Source organism: Actinoplanes oryzae, from assembly GCF_030757795.1.
Taxonomy (GTDB): Bacteria; Actinomycetota; Actinomycetes; order Mycobacteriales; family Micromonosporaceae; genus Actinoplanes.
Genome location: NZ_JAUQWH010000108.1, coordinates 17,209 through 31,340 on the forward strand (window position 1 = coordinate 17,209; position 14,132 = coordinate 31,340).

Below are 14,132 nucleotides of genomic sequence, written 5' to 3' on the forward strand. Positions count from 1 at the left end.
AGAAGGGGCCCCGCGCCCCTTTCCGTGGCGGCGAGTGACGGCACGACTGCCAATTGTGCACACGAAAAAAGCCCGGCCGGAGCCGGGCTTTCTCGACGTGCGGGCGGCGCCCGGTCAGGACACCTTGACGAGGGTCTCCGTGCCCTTGTCGGTGACCTCCTGGACCGAGACCAGGGCGATCTCGTCGCGGCGCAGCGACGTGGCGGCCTGCAGCAGCAGCGGCTGCTCCTGCTCGGCGGTGCCCCAGCCCTTCTCCCCCACCTTCCAGGTGGACAGGGTCTCGGTCTCGCCGTTGGTCCGCGTGGCGACCAGCTTGCAGACCTTCGGGCCCTTGATGTTGGAGACGGCGAAGGAGATCTGGGTGCCCCAGTCCTTCTCCTCGAAGCCGACCAGCGCGGCGACACCGGTGCGGGAGTCGGTGGCGTCGTGCACGTCGCCGCCGAGGTCCAGGCCGCCGAGGCCGACGTCCGGGTTGGGCAGCGGGTCGAGCTCCTTGCTGCCCGCGTCCACCGGCGCGGTGCTGGCGGCGGCCTCCGGGACGGTCTTCGTCGGCGCGAGCCAGTTGGCCCCGGCGAAGAGCGCGCCGATCGAGAGCATCGCGAAGACGACCACCGCGGCGGCCAGGGAGTAGAGCCGCCGGCTGTTGGCCCGGCGCCGCTCCTGGCGCACCTCGCCGATCATCTGCTTGAGCACGACCCCGTCCTTGCGGGACTGCTCGGTCGCGACCAGCGCGTCGGCGTCGACCTCGGAGAGGATGTCGACCACCGGCAGCAGCGACTCCAGCTCGATCGCGCACGCCGGGCAGTCGATCAGATGGTCCTCGAACCGCGCGGCGTCACGCTCGTCCAGCACCCCCAGCGCATACGACGCGACGTCGAAATGCTGATCTTGCGTCATCACTCAGTCACCCCCCGCTGCTGCAGGGCCGTACGCAGGGCCCGCAGGGCGTAGTACACACGCGACTTGGCCGTGCCGAGCGGCAGACCAAGCACCTCCGCGGCCTCCGGAACGGTGCGGCCACGGAAGTAAGTCTCCACCAGGATCTCGCGATGCGACTGGCTCAGCGCCTTGAGAGCGTCTGTGACGGTCATCATCTGCAGCACCCGGTCGGTGTCGTCCGACTGGCTGGGGAAGCTCTCCAGCTCCCGGTCGTACGTCTCCGGGGGGCGGGCGCTCGTGCTGCGGTGGTCGTCGATCGCGATGCGCCGCGCCACGGTGACCAGCCAGGGCCGCAGCGACTGCTGCCCCTGGGCACCGAGGCGGTGCGCGTTGCGCCACGCCCGCAGCAGGGTCTCCTGCACGATGTCCTCGGCGCGCTGCCGGTCACCACCGGTCAGGCGGAGGACGAACATCAGCAGCGGCCCCGCGTGCTCCTCGTAGAGCATGCGCACGAGGGTGTCCTCGTGGCTCGCGGTCGACGACCCGGCCTCATGGCGGGCCTGTCGCGGCATCACTGCGTCACCATTGTCCGCACTACGGCCTCCGTCGAGAGCCTGCCACCGGCCTCCGGATCGCTGCGGCGTCATGCCGCCCACCCCCCCTGGTGTGAGCCGCTCCATGACTGTCGCATGCATCGATTCCTCCTGCCGGTGCTTACCCCGTCGCCCCTAGTACGGGCGGCGGGCCCGGCCGGGATCAAAGCGAGCGGGAAAATTTCCGGCGCCATCGACCGTCCGGGGGGCGTGGGAGCATCGACGCGCAGTCGCAAGAGGTTCCTCCGGTTCCAGGCGCGTTGGGTTACGCCCCGCGGGCGCGCATTCGCGGCACACGGGACGCGCACAAAGGGGCGCTTCCACCCCGGGGCCCGGCAGAATTCACGGGGCCATGAATCCACAGCAGCCGATGCTGACCGCGGGGCTTGCGAATAATACTCAGCGACAAGGCGCCGCCGACAGACGCTCGGTGCGCATCCCACACGCTCGGCGGATACTGAATCAGCGGTGCGTCACGAGGCAGCCACGGGCGGTGGCAAAATGCCGTTTCCGCACTCGCATTGAGTAATACGCCGACAGCGGTGAGCAGGTCCAGCGCTTGCCGCCAAAAGGTACCAATCGGCCCGAATCAGCGAAGCCGGGCCGTGGCCAGGGTCAGCGCGCGGTGCAGCACCCGGGCATCGCCCAGCAGGCCGCGCAGCCGCCGCTCCAGGCCGGCGATCGGCACCAGATTCTGCGGGGCACGCGGATCCTTGTACGCCGACGACGCGAACCGCGGCAGCGTCGCCCCGGACAGCTCGGCCAGCTCGATCGCCTGCTCGGGCGTGAGCTCCGGCGAGCACTCGACGCGCACGATGCCCGACCACGGCGCCCCCGAGGCCCCGGGCAGCCGGAGGTACCAGGACCAGCTGCCCCAGGCCGTCCCGATGTGGAACACCGGCGTCCGCTGGCCGGGCCGCAGCGACGTGACGACCGGAGTCAGCGACCCGGGCAGATACTGCTTCTGCTGCGTCTTCACGTACCCGATGGTCCGGGGCAGCTGCCGCCGGTTGCGCAGCGGGCCGTCCACGACGAGCAGGTCCGCGCCGTCCGAGCCGTGGTTGCGGGCGTCGCCGGAGATGTCGATCTCGAGCGCGGTGAGCGGCGGCTGCACGGCGGCGGGCAGCTTGCTCGCCTCCCCCGTGCCGCTCACCCGGTGCACCTCGTAGCGCACGGACCCGGCCTGCACATCGCCGGCCGACGGGCTCGCGGTGAAGAGGCCCCGCGCGACCCGTGCGCCCACCAGCTCGGCGACGCCGTTGCGCAGGTCGCAGCGCACGACCCCGGCCGCGTACGAGGCGGCGAGCCCCGCGTACGACTGCCCGTCCTCCTCCGCCGTCCACAACCCCGCGTCGTTGCGGCGCACCCCGTCGACGAGGAACACCACGTCCGGCGGCCGCAGCCCGGCCGGCACGTCGATCGGCGCCCACTGCGCGGCGGGCACCTCGACGTCCGTGTTCGTGTCCGTCTGCGCGGTGCTCGGCGACGCGGGGCCCTCCCCGCCGTCCCCGCCCTCGAACGACGCCCCGTACGACGGGTCCCACGCGTCCACGAACATCCTCGTCACCGGCCGGCCCCCTCAGCCTCGGTATCGCTCACAGGCCCACCCGGTCCACGTGCGCCGTGCGGGCGTCCTTGTGCACCTCGAAGCGCACCGGCACCCGCTCGGCCAGCGCGTTCACGTGCGTGACGACTCCCACCATCCGGTCGCCGCGGGCGGCCAGATTCTCGAGCGTGGCCGCCACGACGTCGAGCGTGGTCGCGTCCAGGGTGCCGAAGCCCTCGTCGAGGACTATCGACTCCAGGCTGGCCGCGGTGGTCGACATGCCGGCGAGCTGCTCCGACAGCGCCAGCGCGAGGGAGAGCGAGGCCTGGAAGGTCTCCCCGCCGGACAGGGTGCGCACCCCGCGGCGCAGGCCCGCGTCGTGGTGGTCGACGACGTAGAACTCGCCCTTGTCGTGCTCCAGGTCGTACTGCCCGCCGGTCAGCTCGCGCAGGATCCGCGACGCGCCGTCGACCAGCAGGTCCAGCGCCTCCTCGAGCAGCCAGCGCTCGAAGTTGTTGGCCCGCAGATGCCCGGCGAGCGACTTGGCGACCCGGCTCTCGCGCACCAGGCCGGCCCGCTGCTCCGCGTACGCCAGGGCCTGCTCGCGCCGGTCGGACACCCGCTGCCACGCGGCCTCGGCCCGCTCCGCCGCGACCGCCGCCGCCCGGATGAGGCCCGCGTCGTCCGCGCCGGACGGTGCGGGCAGTCCCGCGTCGGTGAAGAGGGCGACGATCTCCGCTCGGACCCGCTGGGTCTCGGCGTGCGCGGCTTCCACGGCGGCGGCCGCCTCGGCGCGAGCCCGCTCCCGCTGCCGCGCGGACTCCTCGGCCCACTCGACGAGCGTGGTCCAGGCGCCGGCCAGGTCGTCGCGGTCGGCCGGCGGCGGGGAGAACCGGGCCACCCCGTCGCGCACCACGTCGAAGGAACGCCACGCCGAGCGCTGCCGCTCCTCGGCCTGCGCGGCGGCGGTCTGCGCCCGGCGCTGCGCCTCGCGGGCGGCCCGCACCTCCGCCCCGGCGTCGTCGAGCTTGCGCTGCAGCTTCGTCAGCTCGGCGAGCCGGGCGCGCAGGGCCTCCTGGCCGGGCGAGTCCGCCAGCCCCGCCTTGACCTCGGCGAGCCGGGACTTGTGGTGCTCGTACTGCGCGCGCTTGCGGTCCAGCCCGCGCTCCAGCTCCCGCGCCACGGCGTCGCGCTGCTTGAACGCCGTGCCCGCCACGTCGGCCGCGGCGCGTGCCGCCTTGCCCCGCTCCTCCGCCGCCTGGACGGCGGATCCGGCGGGCATCTCGGGCACGGTTGTCACGGGCTGCTCGCACACCGGGCACTCGTGACCGGCCGTGAGATGGGCGCGCAGGGCGGCGGCCCGGTCGCGCGTCTGCGCCTCGGCATACTCCAGGCGGGCCTGCTCGAGCAGCTGGTCGGCCCCCAGGTGCGCGGCGCGGGCGAGCTCCGCCGCGGCCACGGCGTCCTTGTGCTCGACCTCGGCGACGGAGACCTCGCCGGCGAACCATTCGGCCTGGCCGACGAGCCTGTCGTACTCCACGTGCCGGTCGAGCAGCAGGCCGAGCGAGCCGGCGTCGCCCGCGGCGGCCAGCTCGCCTCGTACCTTCTCCTCGTGCTCCTCCGCCGCGCGCACGCCGGCGGCGGCCTTCTCGGCCTCGGCCCGCGCGGCGTTGGCGGCCTCGGCCACCTTCGCGCTGCCGGCCGGCGTGCGGACCTGGGACAGCGCCGCGAGCTCGGCCGCCACGGCGTCGCGCACCGCGGCGAGCTCGCCCTCCCTGTCCCGGACGGCCTTGAGCCGGGGCACCGACTCCTCCACGGCCGTGGTGAGCGCCCGCATGGCCGTCAGCCGGGACTCCGCCGCCGCGACCGCCTCGTCGTCGGCGTCGGCGAGCCCGGCAAGGGCCTGGTCGACGACGCTCAGCTTGGCCTCGGCGTTGGTCGCCCGGGCGCTGGCGCGGCTCTGCACCTCCTCGTAGACGTGCAGGCCGAGCAGGTTCACGAGGATCTGCTGCCGGGTGGCGGGCTTGGCGTGCAGGAAGTCGGCGAACTGGCCCTGCGGGAGGATGACGCAGCTGGTGAACTGCTCGTACGGCAGCCCGACCGCCTCGACCACCGCGCGGTCCATCTCCGCCGGGGTGCCCGCGAGCACGTCCCCGAGGTCGTCGAGGCTCATCCCGGTGTCGAGCCGGGTCACGTCGAACCCGGGCGGCATCAGCTGCAGGGCCGCGCCCGCGGTCTTGACGCTGCCCTTGCCGTCGCGGCGCACCACGCGCGTGGCGACATAGCGCGAGCCCGCCGACTCGAAGACCAGGCGGACCCGGGCCTCCGTCGCCGAGGGCGCGAGCGCGTTGCTGATGCCGCGGGCGCCACCCCACCGGGGAACCGTGCCGTAGAGGGCGAAGCAGATGCCGTCCAGCACCGTCGACTTGCCGGAGCCGGTCGGGCCGACCAGGGCGAAGTAGTCGGCGTCGGTGAAGTCCACGGTGGTCTCGTCGCGGAACACCGTGAAGCCGGCCATGTCGAGCCGCAACGGTCTCATGAGTGGCTGCTCACCTCGTCGTAGAGCTCGTCGAAGAGTTCGCGGACGCCTTCCTCGGCGTTCTCGCGGCTGTCCAGGTAGTCGCCGAAGAGCTCCCGGGGCGAGCGGCCGGCGCGCTGGGCCATCCGGGCACCGGCGCGGTCGGGCACCATGTCCGGATCGATCCGGATCTCCAAGGCGTCCGGCAGCAGCTCCTGCACGTCCTCCCGCAACCCCACCCGTGGCGCCTCCCGGACGTAGACACGCAGCCAGGCATCCGGAAGGTTCACCGTCGCGAGCTGATCCAGGCTGCCCCGCACCGTGCGGAGGTCGCGGCCGGCCGTGACGGGGACGTCGCGCACCTGGGCCGCCTTGGCCGTGCCGACGTCGACGATCGCCACCGAGCTGACGTTCTCCTCCTCGCCGAAGTCGATCGCCAGCGGGCTCCCGCTGTAGCGCGCCGGGCACGGCCCGATCACCCGCTGCGACCGGTGCAGGTGCCCGAGCGCCACGTAGTGGGCGTTGGCGGGGAAGACCGTGGCCGGCACCGCATAGCCCATGACCGTGTGCGCCTCCCGCTCGCCGCCGCCGGTCGACGCCCCCACCACGGTCAGGTGGGCGGTGAGCAGGTTGACCGTGCCGGGCTCGTCGAAGCTCTCCGCGAGCTTGGCGATCAGGCGCTGGATGTGGTCCGCGTAGGTCTGCGTGGCCTCGGCCGCCGTCAGCTCGTACATCTCGACGGCCCGGATCGCGTAGCGCTGCGAGAGGAAGGGCAGGGCGGCGAGCTGCCACTGCTCCCCGTCGGCCGTCTTGCCGCGGATCAGCAGGTCCTCCGGCTTGTCGCGCACCGAGCCGCGCAACTCGATGCCGGCGGCGTCGGCCCACGGGCGCAACGCGTCCAGCGCGGCCCCGTTGTCGTGGTTGCCGCCGATGGCGACGACCCTGGCCCCCGTCTGCCGCAGGGCCGACAGGGCCCGGGTGACGATCTGCGTCGACGCGGGCGAGGGCGCGGCGGTGTCGTAGAGGTCACCGGCCACGACGACCAGGTCGGGCCGCTCGGCGCGGGCGATCTCGACGATCCGGGCGAGGACGCGGATGTGCTCGTCGCGCCGGTCGCGTCCCTTGAGGACCTTTCCGACGTGCCAGTCGGAGGTGTGCAGGATGCGCATCGCGGAACCTTAGAACGGAATGTCGTCGTCCGACGAGCCGCTGCGGCCACCCACGACCGCGAACGGATCGGCACCCTGGACGATCGAGCGCATCGTGCCCGCGGGCGGCGGGCCGGACTCCGACTTGCGGGTCGCCCAGGCGGGGAAGGGGAATTCCACGCAGAGCGGCACCGGGATGTCGGGCTGGTTGACGAACATGGTGCCCGGGCGGGCCAGGAGCGCGCGCTGGCGCATCGCGGGCGGCAGGAAGCCGTACTCCGGGCGGGAGGCCTCGGCGGGGTCGAGCCGGCCGACCACCCGGATCGCCGAGTTCGTCACGATGCGGCGCTCGACCTCGCTGGCGGTCTGCTGCGCGCCGATGAGGATCACGCCCAGCGAGCGGCCCCGCTCGGCGATGTCGAGCAGCACCTCCTTGATGGGCGACGAGCCCTCGCGGGGGGCGTACTTGTTGAGCTCGTCGAGCACGACGAAGAGCAGCGGACGGCCGGTGCCCGACTTCTCCTTGTCCTCGAACTCGGTCTTGAGCGTCACACCGACCACGAAGCGCTGCGCGCGGTCCGGCAGGTTGTGCAGGTCGACGACGGTCACCTGAGCGCTCTCGGCCGTCTTGATCTGGTGCGGCCGGCGGGCGGCCAGATCGCCGCGGATCAGCCGGGAGAGGTCGCGCTTGCTGCCGATCAGCCGGCGCGCGAATGCGTTCACCGTGCCCATGTTGACCGCGCTGCCGGCCCAGGTGGAGCGCGTCTCGTCGTCGGTGAGCTGGTCGACGATGTGGTCGACCAGGTCCCCGTACGAGCCCAGCCGCCGCCCGTCGATGCTGATGCCCCCCTCGGCGGGGACCGCGTGCCGGGCCAGATGCGCGGTGACCGAGTGCACGACCATCGTGTACTGCTGGCGCTCGTCGTCGGCGTCGGCGAACACGTACGGCAGCAGCCGCTTCTCGCAGAACTCCTCGAGCGTCCAGTAGAAGCTGTCGACGCCGGTCAGCCGGCTGTTGACGTCGGGCGCACCGGAGGAGTCGTTCGCGCGCGGCGGCGCATAGACACGCACGTCGGGGAAGGCGCTCGCCGGCAGCCCCAGCAGCTTGTAACCGGCCGTGGTCGTGTCGTCGAGCTTGGTGTTGTCGTGGTCGAGGAAGAGCAGGTCCTCGCCCTTGACGTTGAAGATCAGCGCCCGCGCGTTCGCCCCGTCGGCACCCAGGGCCCCCGATCGGAAGACCGAATACAGCAGGAAGGTCGCGAAGCTCGTCTTCGTCGCGACGCCGGAGATGCCGGAGATGGAGACGTGGGCGCCCCGGGTGCCGTCGAGGAAGTCGGCGTTGAGGAACACCGGCACGCCGTCGCGGCCCGTGCCCATCGGCACGCGCCGCTCCATCCGGTCGAAGTGCAGCGCGGCGTCACGGGCCTCCCCGCTCGCCCGGTGCACCACGGCCCCGGGCGCGGGCGGGACGTAGAGCTCCGGGTCGACGCGGGTGGTGGTGACCTCGGCGGCCTCCTGCACGAGCGCGGGCAGGGTGCCGTCGGCGATCGCGAACACGTCGGAGTCGAACTGGGCACCCTCGTGGCGCGCGCGGACCTGGGTGACCACGCCGGCGATCGTCACCGGCTCGCGGTCCGGCAGGTCACGGGTGGTCACCACGACGTCGTCGAGCTGCAGGTAGCTCCCGGGCGTCACCGCCGTCCAGAACTGCAACGGGGTGGCGTCGGCGGTGCCGAGCACCCGTCCGACCGGTTCACTTGCGTCCTGCATCTGACCCCTCCTCGACCACGCGGATCATGGTGCACCACGGGTACGACAATCTTTCAGCGGCTGCGGGCGTACCTCAGGAAGAGCATGTCGTCCCCGGACAGGATGCCGCGCAGCGCCATCCGCCTCGGCGGCCCGTCCGGACCGGCCGCGATGCGCCCCGCGCCGCCCCCGGCCAGCAGGGGCGAGACGGTCAGGCACAACTCGTCGATCAAATCGGCCGCCACCAGCGCACCGAGCAGGTGCGGACCGCCCTCGCAGAGCACCTGCGTGGCGCCCCGCGCGTGCAGCACGGCCACCATCGCGGCGAGATCGACGTCGCCGTCGCCCAGCTCGATGATCTCCGCCACATCGGTCAGGCCGGGCGGCGGCGTCCCACCCTTGCGGGTGACGACCAGCGGCCGGATCGGCGCGTCCGAGAAGATCAGTTGTGCGGGGTCCAGCTCCAGCGACGCCGACACGACGACCATCAGCGGAAATTCCGGCAATCCTTGCGTACGCCGCCAGGCGCGCCGCCCCTCGTCGAGCCGGAGCGCGTCGTAGTTCTCCGCGCGCACCGTGCCGGCGGCCACCACCAGAGCGTCGCAGAGCATCCGCAGCGTGTCGAAGATCTGCTTGTCGCCCGGGCCGCCCAGTCCCCCGGACTTGCCGTCGACCGTGGCGGCGCCGTCGACGCTCGCGATGAAGTTCACGCGCAGCGTGGGCTCGGCGTTGCGGGGATAGCGCTCGATCAGCTCGTCCTGGGTGAACACGCCGCCCAGGCTACGGCGGCCGGCGCCCGGGCCGGCCGCAGTGTGCCGTGTCTATGGCGAGGCCGGGCCGGTCACCGGGGGCGTGGGCTCGACGGGGCGGTGCTGACAGTCGCACCAGGACCCGCCGCGGCACTCCTTGTGCCGCTGCTCACGGCATGCGTGGCAGATCATGGGACAAGCGTAAGGGAGTGGGCAGACAGGATTTGGCGGCCTGGAGAATAATGCGGCCCATGACTCGGCAGCCCGACCCCTCCCCGGGGCGCCCGACGCTCGATGCCGTCGCCGCGCGCGCCGGGGTCGGCCGCGGCACCGCTTCCCGCGTGCTGAACGGATCGTCCCAGGTCAGCGAGCACGCCAAGGCGGCTGTGGAGGCGGCGATCCTCGAGCTCGGCTACGTGCCGAACAGGGCGGCGCGGACGCTCGTCACCCAGCGCACGGACTCGGTGGCGCTCGTCGTCTCCGAGTCGCAGGAGCGGCTGTTCGGCGAGCCGTTCTTCGCCGGGGTGCTGCGCGGCATCAACAGCGCCCTGCTGGAGACCCCGTTGCAGCTGTGGCTGGCGATGGCGGCGACCCCGGCGCAGCGGGAGCGTGTCGTGCATCACCTCACCGGGCAGCACGTGGACGGCGTACTGATGCTGTCCCTGCACGACGAGGACCCGCTGCCGGGCATCCTGCGCGACCGCGGCATGCCGTTCGTGCTGGGTGGCCGGCCCGCGCAGCTGCACCCGGACGACTACTTCGTCGACGTCGACAACGCCTCGGGCGCCCGGCAGGCGGTCGAGCACCTGCAGGCCACCGGGGCTCAGCGGGTGGCGACCGTCGCCGGGCCGCAGGACATGGAGGTGGGCCGGGCGCGGCTGGCCGGCTATCGGGCCGCGGTGCGGGGCCGGGAGCTGGTCGAGATCGGCGACTTCAGCGAGGAGGGCGGCGCCCGGGCGGCCGCGGCGCTGCTGGCGCGCGAGCCCGGCCTCGATGCGATCTTCGCGGCCTCCGACCTGATGGCCAGCGGCGCCCTGCGGGCGTTGCGCGCGGCCGGGCGGCGGGTGCCGGAGGAGGTCCGGCTCATCGGCTTCGAGGACGCGCCGGTGGCGCGGCAGTGCGAGCCGCCGCTCACGACCGTGCACCAGCCCGTCGAGGAGATGGGCCGGCGCATGGCGGAGCTGCTGATCAGCCGGATCCGCCGGGAGCCGGTCGACAATTCACACGTTCTGCTCGACACCCACCTGGTCCGTCGCCAGTCGGCCTGACCCGGCATAGCCTTGATGTGATTCAGGGCATATCTATGCGTCTTGACGGCCGGGACACGGCGGCGCAACGGCTGTGAAACGCCGGGTCGGCAGGGTGGGACGCAGCCTTCGGACGGCACCGCCGTGCCGTCTCTCAGTTGGGAGGAGCTGCATGTTGCTGCGGGTACGGGTCACTCTGCCGGACCGCCCGGGTGCGCTCGGCCAGGTCGCACGCACGCTGGGCGTCGCCGGGGCCGACATCGTCCAGGTGGTGGTGCTGGAGCGGCTCGGCGGCCGGGCCGTCGACGACTTCACGGTCGTCTGGCCGGGCGCGGCCCGCGTCGAGCGGCTCCTCGCCGGCCTCGCCGCCATCCCCGGCGTCCAGGTCGACGGCGTCTGGCAGGCCATCGGCGCCCCCGTCTCGGGCGGCCACGACGCCGAACTGCTCGCCCAGGTCGCCGCGAACCCGGCCGACGGGCTCGCCACGCTCGTCGACGCCGTCCCCGGCCTGCTGGCCGCGGACTGGGCGGCCGCCGCCGTGGTCCCGGCCGACTGGGCCGCGCGCTCCGCCGCACCCCGGCCCGACCCGGCACTTCGCACCTCGATCGGGAGTCAGCCCACCGTCGCGTACGCGAGCTGGCGCGCGCCCGATCCGCTGCGCCTGCCGGAGATCACCCCGCTGCGCGCCCGGCCGATGACCGGCCCGGACGGCACCCGCTACGCCGTGGCGCCGTTCGGCCGCGCCGGGCTGGTGCTGGTGATCGCGCGCGGGGAGGACGAGGAGCTGCCGGCCGCCGCCTTCCACATCACCGAGGTCGACCGGGCCGCGCAGCTGGTCCGCGCCGCCGCCGTGATCCTCGGCGACAGGCTCGACCGGGCCGGTGTGCCGCCGGTCGCATCCGCTGTGATTGACCCCTCATAGTTATCGCAGCTCAAGCAATGCGCAGGTAACACCGGCGGGGGACCCTGGAAGTCGGAAAAGGGTTACCGCGAGCCGGAAGGGAAGTGCCGAGACATGGCGCTGTGGCGGATCAGGGCAACGGTCGACGACCGCCCGGGTTACCTCTCAGTCCTGACGGCGAGCCTCGCCCTGCGGTCGGTCAACATCCTCGCCGTCCAGGTGCACACCACCGAGGAGGGCGCGGTCGACGACTTCCTGGTCGACGCCCCCGACACCATGTCGGAGCGGGAGATGCACGCGGCCATCGCGCGGGGCCGCGGCCGGAACGCCTTCGTGACCCGGGCCGAGGCCCAGGGCCTGGCCGACCAGCCGACCCGCGCGCTGGCCCTCGCCGGGCGCCTGGTGCACGACCCCGACGCCCTCGGCGAGGCGCTGGTCTCCCTGCTCGACGCCGCCGAGGTCCGCTGGCGCCCGGCCGGCACGGTGGTCCTCCACGGCTACGACGAGCAGCACATGACGCTGGTCGATCCGGCCGGCGGCACGTATGAGGTCTACCGTCCCGCCCCGGCGTTCACCCCGGCCGAATACGCCCGCGCCCAGGCGCTGGTCGAGGTCAGCAGCGCCGGCCTGCGCCGCGCCGGCGGGCAGACCACGCTGCTCCTGCCTGACGGCGCCGAGCTGCTCGTCCGCGAGGCGACCGCCGACGACCTCGAGGGCGTGCGCCGCCTGCACGCGCGCAGCTCCGCCCAGACCCTCCAGCGGCGCTACCTGAGCTGCACCGCGCCGACCGAGGCCCGCCTGCGCCGCCAGGTCGAGCCGGCGACCGGGGTGACCCTGCTCGCCCTCCACGACGACCCGGCCACCGGCGAGGAGCGCGTCGTCGCCGTCGCGACCCTGAGCACCGAGGGCGACCTCGGCCAGGCCGCGGCCCTGGTCGACGACGCCTGGCAGCGCCGCGGCATCGGCACCGCCCTGCTCCGCCGCCTCCTCGCCGCGGCCCGCCGCTCCGACCTCGAGGCCGTCACCGCCCACCTGGCCGCCGACAACGTGGCCGCGCTGCGCACGCTCCGCCGCTTCGACGCCGCACCGGGCGACCGCGACGGCGACCTGCTGACCGTGACGCTGCCGGTGACCGGCCGCCGATCCGCGGCCGAGGAGACTTCCGCCGCCTCCGGGTGACGGGTGAGAGCACGATCACCGGCCGGCCGTGAGATGGCCGCGGCCGACGAGACTCCTGCCACCTCAGGGTGACGGGTGAGAGCGGCGACGGTGGGCCCCGCCCGGGCCCACCGTCGCCGATGGGTATTCCACTTCCCCGGCGTGTGCGGCGCGCGGGCCGGGGATCTTCGAGGTGCGCGACGTGCGGGCCGGCATTTCCAGCGCGTGCAACGTGCGGGCCGGCATTTCCGGCGCGTGCGATGTGCGGGCCGGCGCCTTTGGCGGGCGCGGCGTGTGGGGCGGTGCGGCCGGCGCTCGCGGGTGTGCGTGGCCGGGTGCGACGGATCGGAGCGGCGGCGGCGCGGCGTCTGCGGGCGGCCTCAGCGGATCAGTTCGGCGGCCAGGAGGTCCATGAGGAGGCCGTCGTGCCAGGTGCCGTCGGCGTCTCGCTCGTACCGGCGCATGATGCCGACCGGGCGGAAGCCGACCTTCGCGTAGCAGCGGATCGCCGGCTCGTTGTCGGCGGCCGGGTCGATCGCCAGGCGGTGGAAACGCTCGACGTCCACGAGGTGGGTGGCCAGCGTGCGCACGGCGTCGGCGCCGATGCCGCGGTTGTGCAGTGCGGGGTCGAGGAAGATGTCGATGGTCGCGTGCCGGTAGTCGGGATCCTCCTCCGCCGACCATTGGATCGCTCCCGCGACCCGGCCGGGCGCTCCGGGAGAGTCCGGCACCTCGATCGCCAGGAACCGGGTCTCCTTGCCGGCGATCGACTCACGCAGCTCGGGGCCGAAGTCGGGGCCGCCACGCCAGCGGGCCAGCACCTCCGGAGTGGCGCGGATCGCGGCGAGCGCCGGGATGTCCGCCTCGGTCGCGGGGCGGAGGACCACGGTGGCGCCGTGCAGGAGGTCGCCGGCAGCGTCGCGCACGGCCGAGCCGGCAGAGCCGGACCGCGCTTCCGCAGGTGGCGCCTCGTGACCGCCGGACTGGGGTGGCATGCCTCCAAGCTACTCGGCGGGGAATGGTAGTTTCGCCCGCGAAACGGTCCGGGTCTTGGCGTTCGCGGAGGTGCGGTGGCGGGCTGGCGGTGGTCACGGCAACGCCGGGCCGACGATCGCGCAGCGGAGGCCGCGGCGGAAGCCACGAGCGCGGAGGAGAGGGACAGCACGGGCGACACAGCTTCGGCGGAGGGCGCGCCGGGCCCCTCCCCTGCCGGAGGTGCCGACGAGGGCACTGCGGTCGGCACGGTGGCGGAGGAAAGCGCGGAGACTCAGCCCGCCGATGGGCTCACCGATCACGCATCCGACACGCCTACAGCGCCGGAACTCGATCCCGCGGCGCCGGTCAGCCCCGCCCCGAGCCCCGTCAGCCCCGCGCCCATCCCGGTGAGCCCCGCGCCCATCCCCGTAAGCCCCGCGCCCATCCCGGTCAGCCCCGCGCCCATCCCGGTGAGCCCCGCGCCCATCCCGGTGAGCCCCGCGCCGATCCCCGTCAGCCCCGCGCCCATCCCGGTCAGTCCGGTTCCCGCGCCGGCCCCGGTGAGCCCGGCGCCGATTCCGGTGAGCCCCGCCCCGAGCCCCGTCAGCCCGGCGCCCATCAGCCCAGCGCCCATCAGTCCTGCGCCCATCAGCCCCGCCCCCATCAGCC

General features: G+C 73.7%; 12 protein-coding genes. 3 read left to right on the plus strand and 9 right to left on the minus strand.

The genetic code is table 11. The annotated features are described in order from the left end of the window. Positions 1-114 precede the first annotated feature (114 nt). From RBH18_RS28975 to RBH18_RS29005, 7 genes are all read right to left on the minus strand, one after another. Positions 115-897, minus strand: coding sequence for an anti-sigma factor family protein (locus tag RBH18_RS28975; protein ID WP_305782642.1), 783 nt, complete (start codon positions 895-897; stop codon positions 115-117). Then, entirely contained in the window at positions 897-1,574 is a 678-nt protein-coding gene (locus RBH18_RS28980; protein ID WP_306213541.1) for a sigma-70 family RNA polymerase sigma factor, read from the minus strand. The genes RBH18_RS28975 and RBH18_RS28980 overlap by 1 nt, the downstream gene beginning before the upstream one ends. A 487-nt stretch (positions 1,575-2,061) precedes the next feature. Beyond that, complete coding sequence (locus RBH18_RS28985; RefSeq protein WP_306213543.1) at positions 2,062-3,039, minus strand: hypothetical protein; 978 nt, start codon at positions 3,037-3,039, stop codon at positions 2,062-2,064. A gap of 28 nt (positions 3,040-3,067) precedes the next feature. Next, positions 3,068-5,557: an AAA family ATPase gene (locus RBH18_RS28990; protein WP_306213545.1), complete on the minus strand. Its 2,490-nt coding sequence runs from the start codon at positions 5,555-5,557 to the stop codon at positions 3,068-3,070. After that, on the minus strand, positions 5,554-6,705 hold the full coding sequence (locus tag RBH18_RS28995) for an exonuclease SbcCD subunit D (RefSeq protein WP_306213547.1): 1,152 nt from the start codon (positions 6,703-6,705) through the stop codon (positions 5,554-5,556). Before RBH18_RS28995 ends, RBH18_RS28990 begins: the two co-directional genes overlap by 4 nt. A 9-nt stretch (positions 6,706-6,714) precedes the next feature. After that, positions 6,715-8,454, minus strand: a complete 1,740-nt coding sequence (locus tag RBH18_RS29000) for an ATP-binding protein (RefSeq protein WP_306213549.1) — start codon at positions 8,452-8,454, stop codon at positions 6,715-6,717. Positions 8,455-8,507: 53 nt separating this feature from the next. Then, positions 8,508-9,203, minus strand: coding sequence for a pyrimidine reductase family protein (locus tag RBH18_RS29005; protein ID WP_306213550.1), 696 nt, complete (start codon positions 9,201-9,203; stop codon positions 8,508-8,510). A 230-nt stretch (positions 9,204-9,433) separates the two neighbouring features. On the opposite strand from RBH18_RS29005, the gene RBH18_RS29010 reads away from it, so the two are divergent. The 3 genes from RBH18_RS29010 (at position 9,434) to RBH18_RS29020 (ending at position 12,509) form a co-directional block, all read left to right on the plus strand. Beyond that, positions 9,434-10,450 (plus strand): LacI family DNA-binding transcriptional regulator, encoded by a 1,017-nt coding sequence (locus tag RBH18_RS29010; RefSeq protein ID WP_306213551.1) that lies wholly within the window; start codon positions 9,434-9,436, stop codon positions 10,448-10,450. Positions 10,451-10,601: 151 nt separating this feature from the next. Further along, positions 10,602-11,351, plus strand: coding sequence for an ACT domain-containing protein (locus RBH18_RS29015; protein WP_306213553.1), 750 nt, complete (start codon positions 10,602-10,604; stop codon positions 11,349-11,351). Between the two features lie 93 nt (positions 11,352-11,444). Then, complete coding sequence (locus RBH18_RS29020; protein WP_306213555.1) at positions 11,445-12,509, plus strand: GNAT family N-acetyltransferase; 1,065 nt, start codon at positions 11,445-11,447, stop codon at positions 12,507-12,509. 359 nt (positions 12,510-12,868) lie between these two features. Here RBH18_RS29020 and RBH18_RS29025 read toward each other — a convergent pair whose 3' ends face one another. Beyond that, positions 12,869-13,483, minus strand: coding sequence for a GNAT family N-acetyltransferase (locus RBH18_RS29025; RefSeq protein ID WP_306213558.1), 615 nt, complete (start codon positions 13,481-13,483; stop codon positions 12,869-12,871). Between the two features lie 296 nt (positions 13,484-13,779). After that, a partial coding sequence (locus RBH18_RS29030; protein ID WP_306213559.1) for a hypothetical protein occupies positions 13,780-14,132 on the minus strand: 353 nt, incomplete at its 5' end.